This is a genomic window from Bradyrhizobium genosp. SA-3 (genome assembly GCF_004212635.1).
Classification (GTDB): Bacteria; Pseudomonadota; Alphaproteobacteria; order Rhizobiales; family Xanthobacteraceae; genus Bradyrhizobium.
Genome location: NZ_PSRT01000079.1, coordinates 1 through 25,837 on the forward strand (window position 1 = coordinate 1; position 25,837 = coordinate 25,837).

Sequence of the window (25,837 nt, forward strand, 5' to 3'; positions counted from 1 at the left end):
TTCGCCGGGACGACGGTTAGTTTGCCGCCCTAACCCGCCGCTATCTCCGCCACGATCCTGCCCATGGTCACCTGCTCGCCCTCGGCGACGTCGATCGCCGCGACGACGCCGTCGATGCCGGCCTTGTGGACGTGCTCCATCTTCATCGCTTCCAGCGTCATCACCGGTTGACCGGCAGTGACGCGGTCGCCCGGCTTGACCAGGACGGCAACGACGCGGCCGTTCAGGGCAGCGCGGACTTTGCCGTCACCGCCATTGCTTGCGGCAGCCTTTGGCGCGGCTAGCGTGAGATCATTCACCGCGAGCGGGATGCCGCGATGCTGGAGGTAGAGCTGGTCGCCATCGCGCAGGAATTTGGCGCTGTCCATCACGCTGTCATGGCGAAAGCGGATCGCATCGGCATCGAGTTGCTCGATCTCAAATCGGTCCTGACGGCCGTCAGCAGCGACGGTGTAGCTGCCATCGCGAGCGCGGGTGACTTCGAGTTCGTGTATTTGGCCGGCGATCTCGATTTTCGTCGGCAGCGGGAAAGTTGCCGCAAGGCTCCGTCCACTTCGCCATGATGGCGCGCGCGGGTTCGTGACGTAGAGCAGCAAGCCCGCGAGTGCGACGCTGAATGCGCTGTCCGCGCGCGGCGCCAACAACTCGTCACGATGCGCCCCGATGAACGCCGTCGTCGCCTCGCCCTTGGCAAAGCCGGAATGACGCAGGCACGAGATCAGGAACGCCTGGTTCGTGGTCACGCCAAAGGCCGTGAGCTGCTCCAGGCCGACGATCAACCGCGCCCTCGCCTCCTCGCGCGTGGCGCCATGGCTGATCACCTTGGCGATCATGGAATCGTAGAACGGCGGGATCTCCGTGCCTGACTGCAGCGCATGCTCGATGCGGATACCGTCCGGCACCTGCCAGCGCGCCATGCGGCCGGACTGCGGCATGAAATCGTGTGCGGCATCTTCCGAGCAGAGTCGCACCTCGATGGCGTGGCCCGAGAACCGGATGTCCTGCTGCTTCACCGGTAGCGGCTCGCCGCGCGCAACGCGTAGCTGCAGCTCGACGAGATCGAGCCCGGTGATCGCCTCGGTCACGGGATGCTCGACCTGGAGCCGCGTGTTCATCTCCATGAAGTAGAAGTCGCCGCTCGCATCGAGCAGGAATTCCAGCGTGCCGGCGCCCTCATAGCGCAGCGCCTTCACGGCGGCGACGGCGACCTCGCCCATTTTCGCGCGCAGCTCCGGCGTGACCGCGGGCGACGGCGCCTCCTCGATCAGCTTCTGGTGCCGCCGCTGCACCGAGCAATCGCGCTCGCCGAGATGGATCGCGTTGCCGTGGCTGTCGCCGAACACCTGGATCTCGATATGACGCGGATTCTGGATGGCCCGTTCGAGGATGACCGTGGGATCGCCGAACGCGGCCTTCGCCTCCGACCTCGCGCTGCGCAGGGCATCGGGGAAAGATGCGGCGTCGGTGACAAGCCGCATGCCACGTCCACCGCCGCCGGCCACCGCTTTGATCATCACGGGGAAGCCGATCTTTTTGGCTTCCGCGAGCATGACCTCGTTGCCCTGCTCAGTGCCTTGATAGCCGGGCGCGACGGGCACGCCGGCCTTCTTCATGATGTCCTTGGCGGCCGCCTTGTTGCCCATCGCCTCGATCGCCTGCGGCGATGGGCCGATGAAGACGAGGCCGGCATCCTTGCAGCCTCTCGCAAACTCCTCGTTCTCGGCGAGAAAGCCGTAGCCGGGGTGAACCGCATCGGCGCCGCTTGCCCTGGCTGCGGCGATGATCGCGGGGATGTTGAGATAGGAGTGCGCCGGCAGCGCTTCGCCGATGCGCACGGCCTGATCCGCCCGCCGCACGTGGAGCGCATCACGATCAGCATCCGAATAGACCGCGACGACACCGAGGCCGAGCCGCCGCGCGCTGTGCATCACACGCAGTGCGATCTCGCCGCGGTTGGCAATCAGGACCTTGAAGAACGTCCGGTGCTGCAATGATCCGTTCCTCATGGGCGGGCCACCGAGAACTGCATGCGCTGGGGCGTCCGTGCGTCGCCCTCGCGGCAGATCGCGAGCACTTCGGACAGCACCGCGCGGGTGTCGCGCGGATCGATCACGCCGTCGTCGAGCACGCGCGCGCTGGTCGAGAACACGTCCATCTGGCCGTCGAACACGCCGATGATCTGCGCCTTCATGGCATCGAGCTTGTCCTTCTCGACCGGTTTGCCGCGGCGCGCCGCGGCGGCCTCCGTCACGATCGCCATGGTTTCCGCCGCCTGCTCGCCGCCCATCACGGCGGTCTTGGCGTTGGGCCAGGAGAAGCAGAAGCGCGGATGGAAGCCGCGGCCGCACATGCCGTAATTGCCGGCGCCGAACGAGGCACCGCAATAGATGGTGATCTGCGGGACCGTCGCCGAGGTCACCGCCTGGATCATCTTCGAGCCGTGCTTGATCATGCCGGCTTCCTCATAGGCCTTGCCGACCATGTAGCCGGTGGTGTTGTTCAGATAGAGCAACGGCGTGCGGGTCTGGCAGCAGGCCTGGATGAAATGCGTCGCCTTGTTGGCACCGGCGGGATCGAGCGGACCGTTATTGGTGATGATGCCGATCGCCTGGCCCTCGATGCGGGCATGGCCGCAGACGGTGGCGGGGCCGTAGTTCGGCGCCATCTCGGTGAAGTCGGAATCGTCGACGATGCGCGCAATCACCTGTTTCATGTCCACCGGGCGCTTGTGGTCCATCGGCATAATGCCGAGCAGTTCGTCCTGGTCGTAGCGCGGCGGCTTGAACTGCGCAGCTACCCTACCCGGCCGCTCCCATTGCAGCGCCGCCATGATCTCGCGCGCGATGCGCAGTGCGTCGCGATCGTCCTCGGCGAGGTAGTCGCCGAGACCGGACACCTGCGTATGCATCTCGGCACCGCCGAGCTCTTCCTCGGTCGCGATCTCACCGGTCGCGGCTTTCAGGAGTGGCGGCCCCGCAAGGAAAGCGCGCGTGCGGCCGCGGACCATGACGATGTAGTCGGAGAGACCAGTCTGATAGGCGCCGCCGGCGGTGGACGAGCCGTGCGTCACGGTGACCACGGGCAATCCCGCAGCCGAGAGCCGCGCGAGATTGCGAAAGATGTTGCCGCCGCGGACAAAATCCTCGACGCGGTAGCGCAACAGATTGGCGCCGGCGCTTTCGACGAGCTGGACGTAAGGCAGCTTGTTCTCCAGTGCCAACTCCTGCACCCGCAGCGTCTTGTCGAGACCGTAGGGTTGCAGTGCACCGGCATCGATACCGGAATCACTGGCGCTGACCATGCAGCGGACGCCCGAAACAAAGCCGATGCCGGCAATGACGCCGCCGCCGGGCACGCTCTTGGCCGGATCCGGCACGTCGAACATGTAGCCGGCGAGCGTCGACAGCTCAATGAAGGGCGCGCCGGGATCAAGCACCAGCGCGACGCGCTCGCGCGGCAGCAACTGGCCGCGCTTGTGGAAGCGGTCCTTTGCGGCCGCGGAGGCCGCGCGCGTGCGCTCTTCCAGTGTGCGCATGCGGTCGATCAGGCCAAGCATGCCATCGCGGTTGGCGTGGTAGGCGGCGCTGCCGGGCGAGATGGTGTTTTCGAGAATGGACATAAATCTATCCTACCCGTCATTGCGAGGAGCGAAGCGACGAAGCAATCCAGTCTGTTTCCGCGGATGCACTCTGGATTGCTTCGCTTCGCTCGCAACGACGGCTGGGGCTACGTTCAGCGATTCGTCCCAAAGATCCTCCGCGCCTCGGCGGGGCTTGCGATCTCGCGGCCGGCGCGGCGGGCGCAGGCGGCGACGGCTTCGATCAGCTGGCCGTTCGACGTCACCTTCTTGCCGTCGGCAAGATAGAAGGTGTCCTCGAGGCCGGTACGCAGGTGACCGCCGAGCTCGGCGCAGCGCTGATGCAGCGGCCAGATCTCTTCGCGGCCGATGGCGGTGACCTGAAAATTCGCTTCGGGCCGCTTCAGCTTGATCAGGATCGGCAGCAGCTCGGGATCAGCCGGCATGCCCGAGGCGACGCCCATCACGAAATTATATTCGAGCGGGCCCTTGTACATGCCGACCTGGTGATACATGCCGACGCAGCGGACGATGCCGACGTCGAAGCATTCGAACTCGGGGATGGTGCCGACCGCGTTCATGACGTCGAGATAGTCCTTCACCTTCTCGACCGCGTTGTCGAACATCATCGGCGGCCAGGCCCAGGTGTTGTCGGCCTTGACCTTCAGATAGTTCAGCGAGCCTGCATTGCAGGCCGCAATCTCCGGCCTCGTCTCACGGATGCAGTCGAGCGCGCCTGAGTAGTTCGGCCCTGAGACGCCCGAGGTGTGGTTGATGATCACGCCCGGACAGGCCTCGCGGATCGCCTGCTGGATCTCCTTGCTGACGCTGACCTCCCAGGACGGCAGATGCCCCTTGTTCGGCGCTTGCTGGCGCAGATGGATGTGCATGATGGACGCGCCGGCATCGAACGCCGCCTTGGCCTCGCGCGCCATCTCTTCGGGCGTCACAGGCACGTTGTGCTGCTTCGGATCGGTGAGCACGCCATTCAGCGCGCAGGTGATGACGGCCTTGTCGCTCATGCCTTGACGCTCATGACTTGGATGTCTCGCACGTTGAGAATTCAACGCTGGCGATCATGTGACGCGGGACATGCGGCTTCTTGCGCGGAGAAGCTAGCTAAGGACGAGCTATCGTAGGGTGGGCAAAGGCGCTTTGCGCCGTGCCCACCACATCTCGGTGCTTGGTGACGATGGTGGGCACGCTTCGCTTTGCCCACCCTACGAGAGCGGCGCTAACCCACCCTACGATGCCTCCGCGAGCCGCACCGTCTCGGTGCTGCGATAGATCGCAAGATCGCGCGAGCCGACGAAGATCGCTCGCGGCTTCAAGCCGTAGAAGCGGCGGATCGAATGGCTGAAGTGGGTGGAATCGGGATAGCCGATGTCCTGCGCGAGATGGGCGAGGTTGAGATCCTGGTTGGCGAAGTGCAGCAAATGCCGCGCGCGCTTCCAGGCGCGGAAGGAGCGGAACGAGATGCCGGTCTCTTCCTTGAACAAATGCAGGAAGCGCGAGGCCGACAATCCCGCCTCGGCCGCACAGGTATCGGCCGTGACCGGCTCGCCGGAGAAGCGCTCGATGCGCGCGACGGCACGCGTGACGCGCGGGTCGAGCACGCGGCGCGGCAGCGCCTCGCCAAAACACATTTCGTCGAACTCGGCGGTGGTGATGTCGCCGTATCGGCGCTGGCGCAGCAGCGCGTAGGCGGCGAGGATCTTGCGGGCATAGACAACACTGTCCGGTCCGGTCAGCCGCTGGGCCAAGGCCTCCAGCACGCCGTCCGGCATGCTCTCGGGTTCGAGTGTCACGCTGATTGCAGTGCGATAGTCGCTGGCGATGGAATGACGCTGGTTCGGCAGGGTGACAAACAGCTCGCCGGTGGCAAGGACATCGTCGATGGTCAGATGCAGATTGCCCTTCACCGCCACATAGACATGGCAGCAGCCGGGGGTCCGTTTGCGGGGGCGGCCGAGCAGGCCGGCATAGAACACCCGCTCCGGCGTGATCAGCATCAGATGGTCGGATTCGCGACCTTTATCTTCCATTGGGATCCTCCTCGCGCGGCTCTCTGGCCGCTGCGGACGGAGGTCACCTTAGCGGAAATTTGGGCGCTGTCACGGTGGGATAGCGCTGTCATGAGGCGCAAAGAGCGGGCGCCACGGGAGGGCAAAGAAAGACCCGGAACCCTTCGTCGTCCCGGCGGAGGCCGGGACCCATACCGCGAGGTCTATCGATGTAGGCGATATCCCGAACGACCAATCTTCGCAAAACATGTTTCTGGGAGTATGGGTCCCGGCCTTCGCCGGGACGACAACTACGCCCGCACCCTGGGCGCGACGTTTTGCTCGATCCCGGCCTTTTGCTCCGCAGCAACTGCGCGCTTGAAGCCATCGCGCTGCTGCAAGCGCGCCCAATAGACTGCGACATTTGGCCCAAAATCCTTGGCCAGCCCAATATTGTCGGCGAGGCGGAGCGCATAACCAATGACAATGTCAACGGCTGTGAAGCGGCCGGCGCACAAGGTTTCGGCATTTGCGGTGGCTGCCTCGACGGCGCGCAACCGTCCCAAGAACCATTTCGCATAGTCGCCGGCGACCTGCGGATTGCGGCGCTCCTCCGGCTCGAGCTGGGTGTATCGGAGCACCAGCGTCTGCGGGAAGGTTAACGTGGCGTCGCTGAAATACATCCAGTTCAGGAACGCGCCATAGTCGGGATCCTCGGGTCCCACCATCAGCGGGGTCGGACCATATTTGATGCCGAGGTAGTGGCAGATGCCAGAGGACTCCGTCATCCGCGTCTCGCCGTCGATCAGGAAGGGGATGGTGCCGAGCGGATTGATGCCGAGATAATCCTTGGCGAACACCCGCGGCGGGAACGGCAGCATCTTCAATTCGTAAGGTAGCCCCATCTCCTCCAGCATCCAGAGCGGACGGAACGAGCGCGCGGCGTCGCAGTGATAGAGCGTGATCATCAAGCACTTCCTTTACTGCCGGGCAGCGTGCCCATCATCTTGCACAGGACCATCAGCATGACTTCGTCGGCGCCGCCGCCGATCGAAGTCAGGCGGCTGTCGCGATAGGCGCGGCTGACCGGCGTTTCGTTGGTAAAGCCCATCCCGCCCCAATATTGCAAGCAGGCGTCGGTGAGCTCGCGGCCAAGCCGGCCGGCCTTCAGCTTGGCCATGGTCGCAAGCCGCGTCACGTCCTCGCCAGCGACCAGCTGTTCCCCCGCCCGATAGATCAGCGCGCGCAACAGCTCGACCTCGGTCTGCATCTCCGCCAGCTTGAAGTGCACGACCTGGTTGTCGAGGATCGACTTCCCGAATGCATTGCGATTGCGAGTGTATTCGATGGTCTGATCGATGATGTATTCATGCGCCTTCAGGCAGGCGGCCGCGCCCCAGAGCCGCTCCTCCTGGAACTGGATCATCTGGTAGGTAAAGCCCTTGCCCTCCTCGCCGATCCGGTTGCGCTTGGGCACGCGGACATTGTCGAAGAAGATCTGCGCGGTGTCTGACGAGCGCATGCCCATCTTGTCGAGTTTTCGCGCGACGGTGACGCCTTTGCTCTTCATGGGCACGCAGATCAGCGACTTGTTGCGGTGAACGGGACCCTCGCCGGTGTTGGCGAGCAGGCAGATCCAGTCCGCCTGGGTGCCGTTGGTGATCCACATCTTGCCGCCATTGATGACGTAATCGTCGCCGTCGGAGCGCGCATTGGTCTTGATCGAGGCGACGTCAGAGCCTGCGCCGGGTTCGGAGACGCCGATGCAGGCGACATAGTCGCCGGCGATCGACGGCGCCAGAAACTCGTGCCGCACCTCGTCCGAGCCGAATCGCGCCAGCGCCGGCGTCGCCATGTCGGTCTGCACGCCGATCGCCATCGGCACGCCGCCGCAGGTGATGGCGCCGAGCTCCTCCGCCATCATCAGCGCGTAGGAGTAATCGAGGCCCGAGCCGCCGAACTCCACGGGCTTGTTCAGGCCGAGGAAGCCGAGGTTGCCCATCTTCTTGAACAGCTCATGCGCCGGGAAGATGTCGGCCTTCTCCCATTCATCGACGTGAGGGTTGATCTCATTGGCGATGAATTTCTGTAAGGATCGGCGGATGTCGTCGTGGTCGGCTGTAAACAGCATCTCTTTCCCTTCGTCATTCCGGGGCATCGCGAAGCGATGAGCCCGGAATCCATTCCTCTCTGGTATTAGCTGCCCGATGGATTCTCAGGTGCGCAATTGCGCACCATAGCTCGCTCCGCTGCGCTTTGCGCCCCGGAATGGCAGCGTCAATCACAACCCCATCTGCCGGCTGGCCAAATCCTTCATGATCTCCTCGGTGCCGCCACCGATGGCGTTGACCTTGACCTCGCGGTAGATGCGCTCGGCCTTGATGCCGCGCATGAAGCCGGCGCCGCCGAAGATCTGCACGGCTTCCGAGGCGCAGAATGCCATGGTCTGCGTCGCCTGGTTCTTCATCATGCAGATTTCGGCGACCGGGCTTTCGCCCTGCTCGAGCCGCCAGGCCAGCATCTCCAGCATCGCTTGCGAAGCCGCGACCTTCTGCGCCATGTCGACGATCTTGTGGCGGATCACCTGATGCTGGGCCAGCGGTTTGCCAAAAGTCTTGCGCTCCCTGGCGTAGGCGATCGCCTCATCGAGACAGACGCGGGCGAAGGCGGTGCAGCTCGCGGCCATGCCCATGCGCTCGCTGTTGAAGTTCTGCATGATGATCTTGAAGCCCTGACCTTCCTCGCCGATCAGATTCTCGGCGGGCACGCGGCACGCGTCGAAATGCAAGGTTGCGGTATCTGAGGCCCACCAGCCCATCTTCTTCAGCTTCGTGCGCGACAGGCCGGGCGTGTTGCCTTCGATCAGGAGCAGGCTGACGCCGCCGGCGCCCTCACCGCCGGTACGCACTGCAACGGTCAGATAATCGGCACGCATCCCTGAGGTGATGAAGGTCTTCTCGCCGCTCACGACGTAGTGATCGCCGTCGCGCCGCGCTCGGGTGCGCAGGTTCGCGACATCGGAGCCGCCGCCCGGCTCGGTGATCGCGAGTGCGGAGATCTTCTCGCCTGATAGCACCTGCGGCAGCACGCGCGCCCTCACCTCGGGGCGGGCCGCCCGGGCGATCGGCGGCGAGCCGATGGTGTGGCTCATCAGGCTGGCACTGACACCGCCGGCGCCGGCCTGCGCGAGCTCCTGGCTCGCCACGATCTTCATGAACTGGTCGGCGGCGATGCCGCCATATTCCTCGGGGAATCCCAGCCCCAACAGCCCGATCTCGGCCGCCTTGCGATAGAGCGCGCGCGGGAATTCACCGGCCTCGTCCCACTCATGAGCGAAGGGCGTGATCTCCTTCTCGACGAAGCGGCGCATCATGTCGCGGAAGGCATCGTGCTCGGCGGTATAGAACGGGCTCTTCATGGCACTCTCGCCTCGTACGGATTCGTCTCGGCCACCATGGACGGAACTTTGTTGGTTTCACTTGCGCCAAGTGGCTGGCCGGACGGGCCACTCCGCGCGAAACCGCAGCGCCAGCAACTGAACGCAAGACGATTTTCGCTCCTCGCAGGCCAACTCCGGATCAAAAAGATGGTGCACAAACTCCGGCTGGTCCACCAAGGCCACGCCGGCCTGGTGCATGGCAATAAGTAATACAGCGGCGCAAGACCGCCGAGGGAGGGATTTTTGGCCGTTCGTTACTACGACTGGATCGCTCATCATGGCCGGCGCACGCCTGGCAAGGTTGCGGTCATCGACCTCGCCAGCGAGCGCCGCTTCACCTATTCGCAGCTCGATGCCCGCGTCTCGCGCCTCGCCTCATTCCTGCACCACACGCTCAACATCTCGCGCGGCGACCGAGTCGCGGTGCTGGCGCTGAACACGACCGATACGCTGGAGGTGCAGTTCGCCTGCGGCCGCCTCGGCGCCATCTTCGTGCCGCTGAACACCCGCCTCACCGTTCCCGAGCTGCAGTTCATCACCGGCGACTGCGCGCCGAAGGTGATGATCCACGATGCCGACTTGGCCGAGACGGCGCTGAGCGTGGCACAGCTTTGCGGTGTCGCGACCAGCCTGCTGCTCGGTCCCGGCGAATCCTATGAGGCCGGCATCGCGGCCGCAAAGCCGCTCGAGCGCGCCGAAGAAGTCACGCTCGATGACGTCTCGACCATCATGTACACGTCGGGCACGACGGGACATCCCAAGGGCGCGACCATTACCCATGGCATGACGTTCTGGAATTGCGTTAATCTCGGCGGCCCCGCCTGCATCGGGCCAGCCTCGGTGCTGCTCACCGTGCTGCCGCTGTTCCATACCGGTGGTCTCAATTGCTACACCAATCCGGTGCTGCATGCCGGCGGCACCGTGATGATCATGCGCGCCTTCGATCCCGGCACCGCGCTCGGCCTGATCAACGACCCCGCGCAGGGCCTCAACGTCTTCTTCGGCGTGCCGGCGATCTACCAGTTCATGGCGCAGCATCCGGCCTTCGCAACCACCGATCTCAGCCGGCTGATCGTCGGCGGTGTCGGCGGCGCGCCGATGCCGGTGCCGCTACTCAAAGTCTGGGAAGCGCGCGGCGTCGCGCTCCAGCAGGGCTATGGCATGACCGAGACCTCGCCGGCCGTGCTGGTGCTCGACCGCGAGGATGCGGCGCGCAAAGCCGGCTCCGCCGGCAAGCCGGTGCTGCACACCGAAGTCCGCATCGTGCGGCCCGACGGCAGCGATGCCGATGTCGGGGAGCTCGGCGAACTCTGGGTGAAGGGGCCGAACATCACGCCGGGCTACTGGAACAGGGCCGAGGCAAACAAGACCTCCTTTACCGACGGCTGGCTGCATACGGGCGATGCCACGCGCGTCGACGAAGAAGGTTTCTACTACATCGTCGACCGCTGGAAGGACATGTACATTTCCGGCGGCGAGAACGTCTATCCGGCCGAGGTCGAGAACGTCCTGCATCAGCTCGACGCCATCGCGGAAGCCGCCGTGATCGGCATTCCCGATCCGCAATGGGGCGAGGTGGGCCTGGCCATCGTCGCGGTCAAGCCGGGCCAGAAGCTGACCGAGGCCGATGTGTTCGCGCATTGTGCGGCCAACCTCGCGCGCTTCAAATGCCCGCGCCAGATCCGCTTCGTCGATGCGCTGCCGCGCAACGCCACCGGCAAGATCCACAAGCCGACCTTGCGCAAGGAGTTCTCGGTGGCTTCCGAAGTCGACAACAAAGTCGCCAGTGCCTGACCGAAGCGCCCTCGCGGGCGCTTTTTCTTTTCGAAGTGCCTGCTCCAATCCACAAGAAACCCCAAGGAAATTGCCATGAACAACAAGAAACTCGCCCTGCTCGCCGCGGCAACGGCGCTGACATTGCTCTCTGCACAAGGCGCCTACGCGCAAAAGAAATACGATACCGGCGCCAGCGACACCGAGATCAAGATCGGCAATGTCGAGGCCTATTCCGGTCCGGCTTCCGCCTACGGGATCATCGGCAAGACCGAGGAAGCCTATTTCAAGATGATCAACGACCAGGGCGGCATCAACGGCCGCAAGATCAACTGGATCTCCTATGACGACGGCTATTCGCCGCCCAAGACCGTGGAGCAGGTCCGCAAGCTGATCGAGAGCGATGAGGTGTTCCTGGTCTTCAACGCGCTGGGCACCCCGACCCAGACCGCTGTGCAGAAATATCACAACGCCAAGAAGGTGCCGCAGCTCTTCCTCGCCACCGGCGCCAGCAAATGGAACGACCCGAAGGGTTTTCCCTGGACCATGGGCTTCCAGCCGAGCTACCGGGTCGAGGCGCGGATCTTCGCCAAGTACATCTTGCAGGCGAAGCCCGATGCCAAAGTCGCGATCTTCTATGCCAATGACGATTTCGGCAAAGACTACGTCGCCGGCATCAAGGAGATCTTCGGCGAGAAAGCCTCTTCGCTGATCGTGGCGGAAGAGAGCTACGAGACCACCGAGCCGTCGATCGATTCCCACATCGTCAAGCTGAAGGGCACCGGCGCCAATGTCCTCGTCAACATCTCGACGCCGAAATTCGCGGCGCAGGCGATCAAGAAGATCGCCGAGCTCGAATGGAAGCCGATGCATGTGATGACCGACGTGTCGATCTCGATCGGTGCGGTGATGAAGCCCGCCGGCCTCGATGCTTCGGAAGGCGTGCTGTCGGCGACCTATTTGAAGGACGCGTCCGACCCGCAATGGAAGGACGACGAGGGCATGAAGAAGTTCATGGCCTTCATCGACAAGTACATGCCCGGCGCCAACGTCTCCGATACCAATCTCGTCTACGGCTACGCCGCCGCGCAGACCCTGGTCCAGGCGCTGAAGCAGTGCGGGGACGAGCTGACCCGGGAGAACGTGATGAAGCAGGCTGCCAGCCTGAAGGGCTTTGCGCCGGATACGCTGATCCCCGGCATCAAGATCAACACCGGCGCCAACGATTTCGCGCCGATCGAGCAGCTCAAGATGATCCGGTTCAAGGCCGGTCAGTGGGAACTGTTCGGCGATATCATCAGCGCCGAAACGGGCGGCTAGCCCGCATCAGCTCAACCTGCCCAAGCAAGATAGCGGCCCGAAGAGGCCGCTATCTTTTTGCGTGGATGAGATCAACGCGCGGCTATCCCGGCAGGAAGAGCGCAAAGGGCTCCTCCACCGTTCGGCGCAGATGCTTTCGATACAAGGCATGGCTGGCGTCATCGGGCCCGATCCTTCCCAGAGACGGCCTCGAGACGTTTTTGAGCGGCACGTAGGCGATTGGCGCCGCGATCGGCGTGAGCTGCGAGCCAGGGCCGGCGCGGAGCGTCGAGATGATGCCGTACATCTCACCGGCGACGGTCGGCCGCGACACCGTGATCACGCGATGCTGGCCGTGCTTGATGATGACGAGGTAGATGAAGCCGGATTGGTGGGGAACGGCGACCTCGCCGGTATGTTCATAGGCGGCATCGGTCCGATCGCCCTCACGAAAGACCAGCGAAGAGACTTTCGGCTCCCAGACGATCTCGGTGCGATAGGCGAAGATCGCGTCTTTGTCGCCGAACGACGGCCGCAGGGTAATGTAGACGTCCTCGAGCCAGGTCACCGCACGATGCGCATAGGAGCCTAGGCTGTCGGGCGCGACATCGTTTGCGGCCGGCGGCGTCACCACGACGGCACTTTTGCGCAAGGAGACACCTAGCGCCTGCTCCAGCCGGACCGTCGTCGCCAGCGTGAACGGCCGCCGGCCGCCGAGCACCTTCTCCAGCGTCGACAGGCTGAGCTTGGCCTGCTCGGCCAGCGCCTGGCGGGAGATCCGGCGTCTGGCGAGCTCCTCGCGAATGGTCTCGGCAATCTCGCGGCTCTGCTCGTCCGAAAGCTGCTTGTCGGTGAGTTTATCCTGTGTCTGCATCGTGGCCCCTGCTCGAGGACGGCCATTCTAGCAGGGCGGACAAACCAGCACAAAACCGCACATGGCCATCCCGGCGGCGGTGAGCCCGGGCCGGTCGCGGCGGAACATTGCCGATCATTCTGCTCGCGAAATCAGGCCCTCCCGGCGGATGCTGAGAGCCAGCAAACGTCCTTCGGGAGCAGGCCAAATGGACACCTACGGCACAGCCGACCACGACGATCACCCCATGTTGAACCGGCTGATCAAGCTCGGATTGTTTCTTCTCGCGCAGGGCATCGCGGTGATGCTGATGGCCTTCGTGGCCCTGCTCGTCAGCTTCGGGACGAGTTGGTCGGCAACGACGGAGCAAGCAAGCCTGCTCCAGCCCGGCGATGCCCGCTCCGGCACTCTGCTCCTGAAGCAGGACGGCGCGTACACCGAAGCAATCCGCCTCGGCATCGACATCGACGTCACGGTGTCCGGTCCGACGCTGCGCGGACGGGTCACCCAGGTCTTCCGCAACCCGACCAAGGACTGGGTCGAGGCAACCTATGTTTATCCGTTAGCGACCGACGGCGCCGTGGATACGCTGAAGATGGTGGTCGGCGAGCGTGTCATCGTCGGCGACATCAAGGAGCGGCAGAAAGCTCGCGTGATCTACGAAGAGGCGCGCCGCGGCGGTCAGAAGGCCGCGCTCACCGAGCAGGAACGACCGAACATCTTCACCAACTCGGTTGCCAATATCGGTCCCGGCGAAACCGTGCTGGTGCAGATCGAGTATCAGGAGCCGGTGCATCAATCCGGCAACGAATATTCGCTGCGCCTGCCGTTGGTGGTCGGACCGCGCTACAATCCGGCGCCGATCGTGCAGAGCGTCGACTTCCGCAACGACGGCTCGGGCTGGGGCGCGATCCATTCGGACCCGGTTGCGGACCGTGACCGTATCTCGCCTCCCGTGCTGGATCCTGCCAAAAATGCGCCGGTCAATCCGACCAGCATCACGGTGCGCCTGAAGGCCGGCTTTGCGCTCGGCGAGGTCAAGAGCCACCACCACAACGTCAAGGTCGAGAGTCCGGACGACGCGACGCGCGTCGTCACGCTCACCGAGGGTGCCGTACCGGCCGATCGCGATTTCGAGCTGACCTGGAAGCCGGCCGCAGCGAAGGCGCCATCGGTCGGCCTGTTCCGAGAGCATGTCGGCGATTCCGATTACCTGCTCGCCTTCGTCACCCCGCCCAGCGCCGAACAGGCGATGCAGAAGCCGCTGCCGCGCGAGGTCGTGTTCGTGATCGACAATTCGGGATCGATGGGCGGCACGTCGATCGTCCAGGCCAAGGCGAGCCTGACTTATGCGCTTTCTCGTCTCCAGCCGTCCGACCGTTTCAACGTGATCCGCTTCGACGACACCATGGACGTGCTGTTTCCGGCTTCCATACCGGCGGATGCCGCGCATGTCGGTGAAGCCACCTCCTTCGTCAGCGCCCTGCAGGCGCGCGGCGGCACCGAGATGGTTCCGGCGATGCGCGCGGCGCTGACCGACAAGCTCGCCGACACCAGCATGGTTCGCCAGGTCATATTCCTGACCGACGGCGCGATCGGCAATGAGCAACAATTGTTCGAAACCATCACGGCGATGCGCGGGCGCTCGCGCGTGTTCATGGTCGGCATCGGGTCCGCGCCCAACACCTATCTGATGACCCGCGCTTCCGAACTCGGCCGCGGCGCCTTCACCCATATCGGCTCCGTCGAGCAGGTGGAGGAGCGCATGCGCGGCCTGTTCGCCAAGCTGGAAAATCCGGCCGTGACCGGCCTCAGTGCAAAATTCTCGGAGGCCAAGGCGGACGTCACCCCGGCGATCATTCCCGACGTCTATCGCGACGAGCCCTTGGTGCTGGCGGCAAAACTCGACAAGCTCGCGGGCTCGCTCGAGATCAAGGGCCGCGTCGGCGATCGCCCGTGGTCAGTGACGCTGCCGCTGCAGAATGCCGCCGAAGGCAAGGGCCTGTCAAAACTCTGGGCCAGGCGCAAGATCGGCGATGCTGAAGTTGCGCGCACCCTGCGCGAGATGACGCCAGAAGAATCAGACAAGGCGATCCTGGCGCTGGCGCTCGACCATCAGATCGTCACGCGGCTGACCAGCCTGGTCGCGGTCGACAAGACGCCGAGCCGCCCCGAAGGCGAGCCGCTCAAGCTCAGCGAATTGCCGATCAACCTGCCGGCCGGCTGGGATTTCGAGAAAGTCTTTGGCGAACGACAGCAATTGCCGAAACAGTTGCACGAACGCCATGCAGATGCGCGCAATCAGCCGGCGGCGAGGCGGCCGACGCCTGCTGCGCCCGACACGATCCGTCTGCCCAAGACCGCAAGCTCGGCCGAGCTGAAGATGATCGCAGGTCTGATCCTGATCGTGCTCGCCCTGATCCTGTTCGTGTTCAACCGGCGTCAGCCCTTGCTCACTGACGCCGCTTGAGAGAGGAGCCCCCCGAACTCCTCTGCTTCAGCGCGCGCGGTCGCCCGTCCCGTATCCAACGGCCGCGCGCGCTTTTTTTCTGTCATTGCGAGCGCAGCGAAGCAATCCAGACTGCGTCCGCCGCAACACACTGGATTGCTTCGCTGCGCTCGCGACGATTGTGGACAAAATGCCCCGCCTCATATCTCCCGTGGTTTTGGCGCTGATCGGCGCCATCCTGTTCGGCGATGGCGCCTACATTCATGCCAAGGCCTGGCTCGCGCAGGTGCTGTTGGAGCGTGCATTCGACCGAAGCGTCGCGACGGGAGAGCTGGTCAAGCCATGGTCATGGGCCGACACCTGGCCGGTTGCGCGGATCGAAGTGAAGCGGATCGGCGCCAGCGCGATCGTGCTGGAGGGCTCGAGCGGTCAGGCGCTCGCTTTCGGACCCGGCCATGTCGAGCGGACGGCCGATGCCGGCGAACGCGGCGTTGCCGTCTATGCCGCCCATCGCGACACGCATTTCCGCTTCTTACGGAATGTTGCCATCGGAGACGTCATTGAGATCACCCGTCGCGACGGCAGGCATTTTCGCTATCGCGCGGACTCTTCGGCCGTTGTCGGTTTCGACGCATCGGGCATCGATCCCGCGACACAGGATTTCGAGCTCGTGCTCGCGACCTGCTGGCCGTTCGACGCCGTTACGTCCGGCCCCGAGCGTTATGTCCTGCATGGCGTCCTGATTGGAGCTGATGAATGACGGCGATGCATCGCTCATTCCATCACGCGGCATACCATGTGGTTGCTACTGCGAAGAACTCGCCATAGAACAGAGTGACGCGCCACCAAGAAGAACAACAGGTGAGGTCACGCCATGGAAGCTCGCGTATCTGCTGCATCCCTCTCTCCGCGCCCATGGTCTCCGTCACATGACGCCAGCGACGTGGTCAAGGGCATCCATGCCATGCTGCACCCGCGCAACATCGTGCTGGTGGGCGCGACCGACAAGCCCGGCAATTATGCCGAGCGCATCTGGAACAATCTGATCAAGTACGGCTACGAGGGCGGACTCTATCCCGTCAACGCCAGGCGCGACACCATCTGGGGCGTCCCCTGCTACAAGGACTTTGCCAGCCTCCCCGAAAGGCCCGATCACGTCCTGGTGCTGGTGCCGGCACGCTCTGCGGTGCAGGTGATCCGCGATGCCGCTGCGGCCGGCGCACGTTCGGCCACCATCGTCACCTCGGGCTTCAGCGAATTGCAGGATGAGGAGAGCCAGAAGCTCGCCGCCGAATTGCAGGCCGCCGTGCGCGAGACCGGGCTTGCGGTCACGGGGCCGAACTGTCTCGGCAATCTGAGCGCCGGCGAAAAACTCTTCACCAACATCGACGACCGTGTCGTCACCATGGAGCAGGGGGCGGTGGCGATTGCCGGACAATCCGGCGCCATCGTGATGGCAATCCGCCAGGCGCTGGAAGATCGGGGCGTCGGCGTCGGCTACATGGTGACGACCGGCAACGAGACCGGGCTGGAGACGCCGGATCTGATGCGCTATTTCGCCGAGGACCCGAGCATCAAGGTGATCGTCGTCTATCTCGAAGGCGTGCGCAACACCAAAGCCTTCCGCGAAGCCTGCAAGGCGGCGCGCGCCGCGAGCAAGCCCGTGATCGCGCTCAAGCTCGGCTCGTCCGAGGGCGGCCGCGCTGCGGCGATGGCGCATACCGGCGCGCTCGCCGGATCGATCGAGACGTTCGACGCCGTTGCAACGCGCGAAGGCGTCATTCGGGTCGGTGGGCTTGACGAACTGATCGAGAGCACCGAGTGCTTCGTCCACGCCGTGGCACCCAGAGGCGACCGGCTCGCCGCAGTTACGCTCTCCGGCGGCAAACGCGGCATGCTGATCGACGCTTTCTATGCCGCGGGCCTGAACTTCGCACCGCTGAGCCCGCATGTCAGCTCGGAGCTGGCAAAGATGCTCGGCCCCGGATCGATCGTCGGCAATCCGCTCGACGCAGGCTTTGCCGCCGTGGTGGATCCCTCGGTCTATATGAAGTCGATCAAGCTGATGATCGACGATCCCGATATCGACGTCGTCATCATCGATGCCGAGCTGCCGAAGGCGCCGCATGAGCTGCGCGAGCGCAATTTGCGCATCGTCAACGAGATGGCGAGCAGGGCCGCAAAGCCCGTGATCTATATCAGCGCGATGTCGATCGGCTTCACCGAATTCACCAAGGCCCTGCGCAAGTCGCTGCCGCATCTGGCAGTCATGCAGGGCATGGACCGCGCGGTGACCGCGATCAAGTCGCTGCTCGACTATGCGAAGCTGCGCAAGGAAGTGCCGGACATCGCCTCACGCTCGAAGCCGGCCGCACGTGCCGTGCTGGAGAAGACGCTGAAGTCGGCGAACGGCGCGGCGCTCGACGAGGTTGCCTCCAAGAAGCTCCTGAAGGCATATGGCATCCCGATCTCGAAGGAGGCAATCGCGCAGACGGCGGCGGAAGCCGCGAAGATCGCCAAGCAGATCGGTTTCCCGGTTGTCGCGAAAGTCGTCAGCGCCGAGATCCTGCACAAATCCGACATCGGCGGCGTGGTGCTGAACCTCACCAGTGCCGCCGAGGTGAAGAAGGCGTTCGCCGACATCACCGCGCGGGTGGCGAAGCTGAAGGGCAAGCCGAGGCTCGACGGCATCCTGATCGCGCAACAGGTCAAGGCCGAGCTCGAGCTCGTGGTCGGCGCCTCGCTCGATGCCGAGATGGGACCGGTCGTGCTGTTCGGCACCGGCGGCATCGATATCGAGCTGATGAAGGACGTCGCGCTCGCCGGCGCGCCGCTTGATGAGGCCGAGGCGCGGCTGCTGATCGGCCGCACCAAGGCCGGGATCAAGATGCGTGGCTATCGCGGCAAGCCGGCACTGCACGAGACCTCCGCGTTGAAGGCGCTCGTCGGCCTCTCCAGCCTGATCGCAGATGCCGGCGACCGGATCGCCTCGATCGACATCAACCCGTTTCTGATCAACACCAAGACAGGCGTGGCCGTCGATGCCCTCATTGTCCTGAATAACGCTGCGGCAAAGCGCGCGGCCGGGCACTGACGGTCCGTAGGACGGATTGGCGCAGCGTGATCAGCCATTGTTCGCGATAGACGCGCAAAGCAGTGGCGGGTTACGCTTCGCTAACCCGCCCTACCTAACATGCGACCGAAGCCATCCCGGCTTCTTCCAACTTCCCCGCTTTGGCCGTAAAATCGCCCTGCATGGCACGCGCGAGCAATCTTGTGATCGGAACGGCGACGCTGGCGGTGATCGCCGTGGCGTTCGGCGGCCTGCTCGGCGTGCAGAAATGGCGCACCATCCAAAGCCGCAGCCAGTTGCGCGTGGTGTTCGAGGGCGGCTCCGCCAGCGGACTGCGTCGCGGCGGGCCGGTCAATTTCGACGGTGTGCCTGCGGGCCAGATCCTGTCGATCAAGCTGGACAGTCCCCGCAGGATCGTGGCGCTCGTGATGCTCGACAACACCGTACCGATCCGCAAGGACACCGTCGCTGGCATCGAGTTCCAGGGTCTGACTGGCGTTGCCGCGATCTCGCTGATCGGGGGCGCCCCCTCCGCGCCGCCGGTGCCGCTGGACTCGGACGGCATTCCCATACTGACCGCCGATCTCAGCGACGCCGAGTCCATCGTGGAGACTCTGCACAGTGTCGACCGTACGATCGTGAGCAACGCCCCTGCGATCAAGGAGGGCCTGCGCACATTCGAGAACCATACTGCCGATCTCAGGAGCAAGGGCGGCGAAATCGACTCGGTCATGGCCAAGGTCGACAGCGCCTTCGCGGGCTTCGACAAGGCGGTCACGAAGATCGAGGGTGTGGTGCCCGGCTTCGTCAATGGCAAGGCCGACGAGCTGTTCGAGAAGATACAGGGGCTGCACGAGCTCGCCGACACCATGAAGAAGAAATCGGCGGGGTACCTCGAGGACATCCGCCGCTCGCTGCTCGATATCAGCGAGACCGCCAACAAGATGGCGGGAACGCCCGTGGCGCCGCGACCGCCGCGCAGACCAGAGCAGCAGCGGTGATGCTTACCCTCCCCTGGAGGGGGAGGACTAGCGCATATGATCTCTTGGAGCAGCCTGAGCAAGCGCCTCGTCCTTCGAGACGACCGCTCCGCGGTCTCCTCCGGATGAGGCTAATTAGTATCGGACCCGTTGAAACCTGCTGCCGCACACTCCGCCCTCATCCTGAGGAGCCCGGCAAAGCCGGCGTCTCGAAGGATGGGCCGCAGGGAATCCTCTGCCCATATGCGATAGCCCTCCCCCGGAGGGTGGCAGAACCTACCACGCGTAACGGACGATGCCCTTGCCGGCGTAGGAGCGGGTGACGTTCGAGAACTCGCCCTCGAAGGTCGCCGACGCGGACCAACCGTTCATCCAGTTCATCTGTACCGACGCCGTGGTCAGCGCGGAATCGCGCGCCTGTGCGGCGCCGTTCACGACAAACGCGGTTCCCGGCAGCGTCTGGAACATCGCGCCGATGGTGCGATCCGGATTGTAATCATGCGCCCAGGCGACGCGGCCGCGCAGGGTCATCAAACCGCCGGCTGCGGCAAACGATTTGTCCGCGCGCAGGCCGAGCTCGGTGCGGGTGCTGGTCACGTCCTTGGTGGCATAGTTGAGAGCGAAGACGTTGCTGCCGACCACAGCGAACTCTGAATAGCTCGGAAGGCTGAACATGGTGGCCTGGAGCGCAGCATAAGGCGTGAGGCCGATCCATGACATCGCGTGGCGATAGCCACCCTCGATGCGGCCCGAAAACGCGTTGGCATTGAACTGGGCGCGCAACTGGTCGACCCCGGCGGCGGTGACGACGCGATTGGTGGTGACATCCTGCCAGCCATAGGCCAGCGCAGCCGTGATATAGGCCGGTCCGGAGGTGTGACGAACAAAAGCACCGGCCTGGAACAGATCGGAGCGGCCCCAGCCGAGGCCGTTGACGCCGAAGCTGGTGCCGCCGCCGGCAAGCGCGAATCCGGCGACGGTCGACGGCGAGAAACGGTAGTCGAGACCGACGGCCGTGCCGTAGACGCTGCTAGTGGTGTTGTTCGAGCCGAGGCCGGCGTTGCCATCGGTGGTCTGCGAGCCGCCGTAGCCGGCCGCCCACACGTCCCAGCGCTGCTCGAAAGTCGCGACCGGTGCCTTGCGGTAGATCGACGCGAACGCGTCGTGCGCGCTCTTGTCATTTGCGCTCGCGTCATCGGCATATGGCGTCGCACCTGGAGTGCCGCTGCGTCCCGAGCCGTAGACATCGGTCAGCAGACCGAGGAACAGGTTCATCGCGTTGAATGTCGTCTGCTGCGATCCCGTCGCCGGCTCGCCGGAGGCCTGCGTCAAGCCATTGGGGCGGAGACCCGCGAATTCGGCTTGCAGGAAGCCATTGCTGTTGAAGAAATTCTGAAGCGTCGTGGCGACGTTCTTCTGGTTGACGTTGAGAGCGTACTTCGCGCCATAGTCCAGTGTGAAATTGAGATAGACGACGCCAGCGGGACCGACCGTCGTTGTGCCAATCAGGCCGCCGGGAGCGGCGACCCCGGCAAAGTTGCCGGTGGCACCGCCGGAGAACTGCATGATCTTATACTGCGGCACTACAGTGCTGCCGGCATGCAGCGAGACGCCAACGGTGCCATTCAGGGTGACGTTGCCGAGAACATTGGCAAAGCTCGCACTGGCTCCGCTGCCGGTCTGCACGAGGTAAACCGCACCGGACTGGAAAGCGAGGTCACCCAGAACCAGCATGCGCGAGCCCGGGCCACCATCACCAGGCGCATAGATGCCACCGGCAGCGATGGTGGTGTTGCCGACGATTCCTGCGCCGAACAGCGCACCGCCCGCATTCACTGTCGTCAGGCTCGATTGGGAGATATCGCCATCGACCCGCAGGATGCCGCCATTCACCGTGGTGGTCCCGGTGTAGGTATTCGTGCCGGAGAGGATCAGCGTTCCGCTGCCGACCTTCTCCAGCGAACCCGGGCCGGCGGGACCGCAACCACAAGGATCGAAATCGCCGATGACACCGCTGACCTCGGTCGAGCGGTTGTTGCCTCCGACGACGAGGGTGTTGCCGCCGCCGATGTAGTAAAAGCCGCTGCCTTCGATCGAACCAGCCGTGATGCGGCCGTCGCTGTTCGGGCCAACGCTGACCCCGAAATCGACAATGCCTGTCCCGCTGGTGATGAAGCGCGCGTTGCCACCGGTGGAGTTGTCGAAGAACTCGGTCTTGCCGCCGTCCTTGGTGATGATGGTGGCATTGCCGGCCGTGGTGAACGCGCTGAAATTGATCCGGCCGCCGGACTCGTTGGTGATCGTCGCGTTCCCCGCGGTCGCGGTGTCGGACCCGCTCAGCGTACCAAACACGGTTCCGCTGAGATCATTGTTCACGATGGTGGCCGAGCCGGCCGAGGACTGCTCGAGGAACGCCGCGCCGCCGCCATTCTGGTTGGTGATGCTGGCCGTGCCTGCACTGGTCCGGGCAAAGAAGCCGGTCAGGCCGCCATCATTGACGATGGTCGCCCGCCCAGCCGTCGCGGTGTCGGTCCCGCCCCCTGCCGGATCGCCGAAATACACTTGGCCGCTGTTGGTGATTGCCATCGAGCTGGCGGAGGTCGCGTTGAGGAACATCGTCAGGCCCGAGAAGTCGTTCACGAGCGATGTGACACTCGACATGTCGGCGTTGACGATTCTGAAGAGGCCCTCATTGGTGACGGCGCCGACAATGCTGGCCGTATGGGTCGCGTCGCCAAGCTGCAACGAGCCGCAGTTGCAGATGAAAGTGCCGCCGGTATAGGTGTTGGCGCCGAGCAACGCCAGGAAGCCGGGCCCCTGCACGGAGATGCCGCCGCTGCCAGTGATGCGAGACGCGATCGCGGCCGAGGGATCGCCGGTGCCGGTGACGTCGTTGGTGAAGAACGTAGTGCCGCCAGGGGCCAGCCTGAGGTCGCCACCCTTAATCGTATAGATCGAACCGTCGGCGGTGAGGTCGAAGACCACTTGGCTCGTGAGCTGCACGCTGCCTGGCGTGACCGTCACCATGCCGCCTGTTGCCGGCGTTGAGGGACCGCCGCTGCCGAATACGGTGCCAGACGATGACGACGGATCGTAAGCGGTGCTGATCGAACCGGAGGAGTCCGTCCAGTTGGTGGTGGTCGTGTCCCAGACGCCGCCGCCGCCCTTGACGGCACCGTTCGGCGTGGTCTGCGATCCGTTGAAGAATTGCTGGGCGCCGGTGGGGCTCGTCGCGACAGCCGCGGCCAAGGCAAGGCTCATCCAGAACACCGTGCGAATGGCCGTGGTACTCCGCCGCGAGCAACCCTGCCCACTCGATGGCAACCAAGCCCCCACGCTCTTCCCCTCAGCCGCGGCGCTCCCCAGCGGCGCCGCGTGGAACTTAGGCCATGAGGATGGCCGGTAGAACTACGGGGCATCGAGAATCCGCCAACGGGACCGCAACTTGGGCCGATTCAACAGTCCATGTGGCAACCGCGCCACGGTCTTGCCGGGCGCTATTCCCATTCCGCGCATGCGCAGACATGTCAGAACGTCGACGCCTATGGATGGCCATTCACATCAATGGCTGATCATCCAGGCATCAATCTCCGCTCACCTGTTCTGCCGCCAATGGCTAGTAGTTGGACGCCGCAGCTTCATTCGGGATGCCGTCGATCGGGCACTCCTCGGTCCCCGGCGTCGAGCGTGTCATCGCCTCGACCATGTCGCGCGTGCCTTCGGGATCGGCGATCCAGTTCTTGTAGAAATCATAGGGGCAGGCCGCGACGCCGCGCGGGCTGTCACCGGAATTGATCATGCCGGTGTAGCCGCGGTGGACCAGCTTATAGAGGTGGTTCTGCGATTGACCGTTGCGGCGTGCATCGCGGATCAGATGTTTCGAGAGCTGGGCATACTGGATGCCGTACTCCTCCTCGCCGCACTCGCCGAGTGTACGCCCGTCGAAGCCGATGATCGCGGAGTGACCAAAATAGGAATAGACGCCGTCGAAGCCGGCCGCGTTGGCGACCGCGACATAGACATTGTTGGCCCAGGCCATCGCCTTGGAGATCATGACCTGCTGCTCCTTGGCCGGATACATGTAGCCCTGGCAACGCACGATCAGTTCGGCGCCCTTCATGGCGCAGTCGCGCCAGATCTCCGGATAGTTGCCGTCATCGCAGATGATCAGGCTGACCTTCAGGCCCTTAGGTCCGTCGGAGACATAGGTGCAATTGCCGGGATACCAGCCCTCGATCGGCACCCACGGCATGATCTTGCGATATTTCTGCACGATCTCGCCCTCGTCGTTCATCAGGATCAAGGTGTTGTAGGGCGCCTTGTGCGGATGCTCCTCGTGGCGCTCGCCGGTCAGTGAGAACACGCCCCACACCCTGGCCTTGCGGCAGGCCGCGGCGAAGATCGCGGTTTCTTCACCGGGTACCACGGAGGCAGTCTCGTACATCTCCTTGGAGTCGTACATGATGCCCTGGGTGGAGTATTCGGGGAAGATCACGAGGTCCATGCCGGGCAGACCGAGCTTCATGCCGACGATCATGTCGGCGATCTTGCGGGCATTGTCGAGCACCTCGGCCTTGGTGTGCAGGCGGGGCATCTTGTAGTTGACGACTGCAACGCCGACGGTGTCGTTGCTGCTGGAAATGTCACCGTGAAGCATTTGAATTGCTCCTTTACCCTGTTTGAGATTGGCGCGTGAGTTAGTGGCTGATCATCCAGGGCCGTGCGGTGGGAAAGCCCTTGGCGCCGCTCTTCGTCTTGGTCATCAGACGCGCGGGCTTTTTCTTGTCTGACGTGGTCTTGCCCGTGGAGCAGCAGCCGCAGCCGGGACCGTGCGCAGCCTTGTATTGCGCCAGCGTCTGCGGCGCATGCGCGCTGCGCTCGTTGACGACATGCGCCTTGCGCTTCTCCGCCGGCATGCAGAAGAAATTCGGCGCGGTCAGGATCACGCGCGGCGCCGGCGCCTCGCAATGCGGACAGTTTTGCGGATCGTCGCATTCCGCCATCGGCCTGAGGTCCTTGAACGGACCGCAATCGTCACAGAGATATTCATAGACCGGCATTGCATCATCCCCACGCTGTTGCCTGTAAGAGAACTCCGGCGGCGGATGCGGGGCGGCAAAGCCGCGCCGTCCCGCATCTCGTCGCGCAGGGACTACTTATCCGGCGATATCGGCATCTGGATATCGCCTGTGATATGCTTGATGGGACCTGCAGCCGACGGCATCACGTCGAAGTCGAAGATCTCCGTCGGCAGCCACAGCGTGGCGCAGGCGTTGGGCACGTCGACCACGCCGGAGATGTGGCCCTGGCACGGCGCGGTGCCGAGGATCGAGTAGGCCTGCGCGCCGGAATAGCCGAACTTCTTCAGGTACTCGATCGCGTTGAGGCAGGCCTGGCGATAGGCGATGTGGACATCGAGATAATGCTGCTTGCCGGCTTCATCGACCGAGATGCCCTCGAAGATCAGATAGTCCTTGTAGTTCGGCGTGATCGGCGACGGCTTGAAGATCGGGTTCTTGATGCCGTATTTCGCCATGCCGTCCTTGATCACCTCAACCTTCAAATGCAGCCAGCCGGCCATCTCGATGGCGCCGCAGAAGGTGATTTCGCCGTCACCCTGGCTGAAATGCAGATCGCCCATCGAGAGACCGGCGCCGGGCACGTAGACCGGGAAGTAGATCTTCGAGCCGCGCGAGAGATCCTTGATGTCGCAATTGCCGCCGTGCTCGCGCGGCGGCACCGTGCGCGCGCCTTCGGCACCGATCTTGGCCTTCACGTCGCCCTTGGCGCGGCCGCCATGAGCGGTCGGCGCGAATGGCGGATTGGCAAGGCCCGGCACTCGGGTCGGGTTGGTCGAGATCAGCTCGGCCTCGCGCTTGTTCCACATATCCAGCATCTTCGGATCGGGCAGACAGCCGATCAGGCCGGGATGGATCAGACCTGCGAAATTCACACCGGGCACATGGCGCGACGAGGTGTAGAGGCCCTTGATGTCCCAGATCGACTTCTGCGCCAGCGGAAAATGGTCGGTGAGGAAGCCGCCGCCATTCTGCTTGGAGAAGAAGCCGTTGAAGCCCCACATGCTCTCCTTGAGCGGACCGACATCGAGCAGGTCGACGACCAGGAGATCGCCGGGTTCGGCGCCTTTGACGCCGATCGGACCGGAGAGGAAGTGCACGATCGACAGATCGATGTCGCGCACGTCGTCCGCGGAATCGTTGTTCTTGATGAAGCCGCCGGTCCAGTCATAGGTCTCGATGATGAAATCGTCGCCGGGATTGACCCAGGCCACGATCGGGATGTCGGGGTGCCAGCGGTTGTGCACCATATCGTTTTCATAGGCCGACTTGGTGAGATCGACCTTGATCAGTGTCTCTGGCATCGAGATGCT

Annotated in this window: 18 protein-coding genes; 6 read left to right on the plus strand and 12 right to left on the minus strand. The window is 64.0% G+C overall.

The genetic code is table 11. The features are described from left to right. Window positions 1-29: 29 nt before the first annotated feature. The 7 genes from CWO91_RS25600 to CWO91_RS25630 form a co-directional block, all read right to left on the minus strand. A complete protein-coding gene (locus CWO91_RS25600; RefSeq protein WP_130217379.1) occupies window positions 30-2,006 on the minus strand; it encodes an acetyl/propionyl/methylcrotonyl-CoA carboxylase subunit alpha in 1,977 nt (658 codons plus the stop codon). Continuing rightward, on the minus strand, window positions 2,003-3,619 hold the full coding sequence (locus CWO91_RS25605) for an acyl-CoA carboxylase subunit beta (protein ID WP_130217381.1): 1,617 nt from the start codon (window positions 3,617-3,619) through the stop codon (window positions 2,003-2,005). Before CWO91_RS25605 ends, CWO91_RS25600 begins: the two co-directional genes overlap by 4 nt. A 113-nt stretch (window positions 3,620-3,732) precedes the next feature. Next, entirely contained in the window at window positions 3,733-4,599 is an 867-nt protein-coding gene (locus CWO91_RS25610) for a 3-keto-5-aminohexanoate cleavage protein (protein WP_130217383.1), read from the minus strand. A gap of 222 nt (window positions 4,600-4,821) precedes the next feature. Next, entirely contained in the window at window positions 4,822-5,622 is an 801-nt protein-coding gene (locus tag CWO91_RS25615) for an AraC family transcriptional regulator (RefSeq protein WP_130217385.1), read from the minus strand. Window positions 5,623-5,891: 269 nt separating this feature from the next. After that, the gene (locus CWO91_RS25620; RefSeq protein WP_130217387.1) at window positions 5,892-6,548 is read right to left on the minus strand and encodes a glutathione S-transferase family protein; all 657 of its coding nucleotides are present in this window, start codon (window positions 6,546-6,548) and stop codon (window positions 5,892-5,894) included. Next, window positions 6,548-7,711: an acyl-CoA dehydrogenase family protein gene (locus tag CWO91_RS25625; protein WP_130217389.1), complete on the minus strand. Its 1,164-nt coding sequence runs from the start codon at window positions 7,709-7,711 to the stop codon at window positions 6,548-6,550. The genes CWO91_RS25620 and CWO91_RS25625 overlap by 1 nt, the downstream gene beginning before the upstream one ends. A gap of 150 nt (window positions 7,712-7,861) precedes the next feature. Next, window positions 7,862-8,998: an acyl-CoA dehydrogenase family protein gene (locus CWO91_RS25630; protein ID WP_130217391.1), complete on the minus strand. Its 1,137-nt coding sequence runs from the start codon at window positions 8,996-8,998 to the stop codon at window positions 7,862-7,864. A 264-nt stretch (window positions 8,999-9,262) separates the two neighbouring features. Here CWO91_RS25630 and CWO91_RS25635 point away from each other — a divergent pair, with 264 nt between their 5' ends. Then, window positions 9,263-10,813: an acyl-CoA synthetase gene (locus CWO91_RS25635; RefSeq protein WP_130217393.1), complete on the plus strand. Its 1,551-nt coding sequence runs from the start codon at window positions 9,263-9,265 to the stop codon at window positions 10,811-10,813. A 75-nt stretch (window positions 10,814-10,888) separates the two neighbouring features. Beyond that, window positions 10,889-12,112: an ABC transporter substrate-binding protein gene (locus CWO91_RS25640; protein WP_130217395.1), complete on the plus strand. Its 1,224-nt coding sequence runs from the start codon at window positions 10,889-10,891 to the stop codon at window positions 12,110-12,112. Between the two features lie 82 nt (window positions 12,113-12,194). Here CWO91_RS25640 and CWO91_RS25645 read toward each other — a convergent pair whose 3' ends face one another. Continuing rightward, window positions 12,195-12,965, minus strand: a complete 771-nt coding sequence (locus tag CWO91_RS25645) for a helix-turn-helix transcriptional regulator (RefSeq protein ID WP_130217397.1) — start codon at window positions 12,963-12,965, stop codon at window positions 12,195-12,197. A gap of 187 nt (window positions 12,966-13,152) precedes the next feature. Between CWO91_RS25645 and CWO91_RS25650 the strand changes: the two genes are divergently transcribed. From CWO91_RS25650 to CWO91_RS25665, 4 genes are all read left to right on the plus strand, one after another. Next, complete coding sequence (locus CWO91_RS25650; protein ID WP_130217399.1) at window positions 13,153-15,414, plus strand: marine proteobacterial sortase target protein; 2,262 nt, start codon at window positions 13,153-13,155, stop codon at window positions 15,412-15,414. A gap of 169 nt (window positions 15,415-15,583) precedes the next feature. Then, entirely contained in the window at window positions 15,584-16,153 is a 570-nt protein-coding gene (locus tag CWO91_RS25655) for a class GN sortase (RefSeq protein WP_130217401.1), read from the plus strand. Between the two features lie 114 nt (window positions 16,154-16,267). Then, window positions 16,268-18,487 (plus strand): acetate--CoA ligase family protein, encoded by a 2,220-nt coding sequence (locus tag CWO91_RS25660; RefSeq protein ID WP_130217403.1) that lies wholly within the window; start codon window positions 16,268-16,270, stop codon window positions 18,485-18,487. A 161-nt stretch (window positions 18,488-18,648) separates the two neighbouring features. Continuing rightward, window positions 18,649-19,467 carry an MlaD family protein gene (locus CWO91_RS25665; protein ID WP_130217404.1) on the plus strand — a complete coding sequence of 273 codons (819 nt, stop codon included), beginning with the start codon at window positions 18,649-18,651 and terminating at the stop codon, window positions 19,465-19,467. 255 nt (window positions 19,468-19,722) lie between these two features. Here CWO91_RS25665 and CWO91_RS25670 read toward each other — a convergent pair whose 3' ends face one another. From CWO91_RS25670 to fmdA, 4 genes are all read right to left on the minus strand, one after another. Next, window positions 19,723-22,707 carry an autotransporter outer membrane beta-barrel domain-containing protein gene (locus tag CWO91_RS25670; protein WP_130217405.1) on the minus strand — a complete coding sequence of 995 codons (2,985 nt, stop codon included), beginning with the start codon at window positions 22,705-22,707 and terminating at the stop codon, window positions 19,723-19,725. Window positions 22,708-23,062: 355 nt separating this feature from the next. Next, window positions 23,063-24,103 carry an aliphatic amidase gene (locus tag CWO91_RS25675; protein WP_130217406.1) on the minus strand — a complete coding sequence of 347 codons (1,041 nt, stop codon included), beginning with the start codon at window positions 24,101-24,103 and terminating at the stop codon, window positions 23,063-23,065. Window positions 24,104-24,143: 40 nt separating this feature from the next. After that, window positions 24,144-24,506 (minus strand): FmdB family zinc ribbon protein, encoded by a 363-nt coding sequence (locus tag CWO91_RS25680; protein ID WP_130217407.1) that lies wholly within the window; start codon window positions 24,504-24,506, stop codon window positions 24,144-24,146. Between the two features lie 92 nt (window positions 24,507-24,598). Beyond that, window positions 24,599-25,828 (minus strand): formamidase, encoded by a 1,230-nt coding sequence (gene fmdA / locus CWO91_RS25685; RefSeq protein ID WP_128943390.1) that lies wholly within the window; start codon window positions 25,826-25,828, stop codon window positions 24,599-24,601. Window positions 25,829-25,837: the final 9 nt, after the last annotated feature.

What these genes read in the sequence shown, in the direction of transcription:
- CWO91_RS25600 (WP_130217379.1), bottom strand. Translation starts at nt 2,006, where the DNA reads ATGAGGAACGGATCATTGCAGCACCGGACGTTCTTCAAGGTCCTGATT.
- CWO91_RS25605 (WP_130217381.1), bottom strand. Translation starts at nt 3,619, where the DNA reads ATGTCCATTCTCGAAAACACCATCTCGCCCGGCAGCGCCGCCTACCAC.
- CWO91_RS25610 (WP_130217383.1), bottom strand. Translation starts at nt 4,599, where the DNA reads ATGAGCGACAAGGCCGTCATCACCTGCGCGCTGAATGGCGTGCTCACC.
- CWO91_RS25615 (WP_130217385.1), bottom strand. Translation starts at nt 5,622, where the DNA reads ATGGAAGATAAAGGTCGCGAATCCGACCATCTGATGCTGATCACGCCG.
- CWO91_RS25620 (WP_130217387.1), bottom strand. Translation starts at nt 6,548, where the DNA reads ATGATCACGCTCTATCACTGCGACGCCGCGCGCTCGTTCCGTCCGCTC.
- CWO91_RS25625 (WP_130217389.1), bottom strand. Translation starts at nt 7,711, where the DNA reads ATGCTGTTTACAGCCGACCACGACGACATCCGCCGATCCTTACAGAAA.
- CWO91_RS25630 (WP_130217391.1), bottom strand. Translation starts at nt 8,998, where the DNA reads ATGAAGAGCCCGTTCTATACCGCCGAGCACGATGCCTTCCGCGACATG.
- CWO91_RS25640 (WP_130217395.1), top strand. Translation starts at nt 10,889, where the DNA reads ATGAACAACAAGAAACTCGCCCTGCTCGCCGCGGCAACGGCGCTGACA.
- CWO91_RS25645 (WP_130217397.1), bottom strand. Translation starts at nt 12,965, where the DNA reads ATGCAGACACAGGATAAACTCACCGACAAGCAGCTTTCGGACGAGCAG.
- CWO91_RS25650 (WP_130217399.1), top strand. Translation starts at nt 13,153, where the DNA reads ATGGACACCTACGGCACAGCCGACCACGACGATCACCCCATGTTGAAC.
- CWO91_RS25655 (WP_130217401.1), top strand. Translation starts at nt 15,584, where the DNA reads ATGCCCCGCCTCATATCTCCCGTGGTTTTGGCGCTGATCGGCGCCATC.
- CWO91_RS25660 (WP_130217403.1), top strand. Translation starts at nt 16,268, where the DNA reads ATGGAAGCTCGCGTATCTGCTGCATCCCTCTCTCCGCGCCCATGGTCT.
- CWO91_RS25665 (WP_130217404.1), top strand. Translation starts at nt 18,649, where the DNA reads ATGGCACGCGCGAGCAATCTTGTGATCGGAACGGCGACGCTGGCGGTG.
- CWO91_RS25670 (WP_130217405.1), bottom strand. Translation starts at nt 22,707, where the DNA reads ATGAGCCTTGCCTTGGCCGCGGCTGTCGCGACGAGCCCCACCGGCGCC.
- CWO91_RS25675 (WP_130217406.1), bottom strand. Translation starts at nt 24,103, where the DNA reads ATGCTTCACGGTGACATTTCCAGCAGCAACGACACCGTCGGCGTTGCA.
- CWO91_RS25680 (WP_130217407.1), bottom strand. Translation starts at nt 24,506, where the DNA reads ATGCCGGTCTATGAATATCTCTGTGACGATTGCGGTCCGTTCAAGGAC.
- fmdA (WP_128943390.1), bottom strand. Translation starts at nt 25,828, where the DNA reads ATGCCAGAGACACTGATCAAGGTCGATCTCACCAAGTCGGCCTATGAA.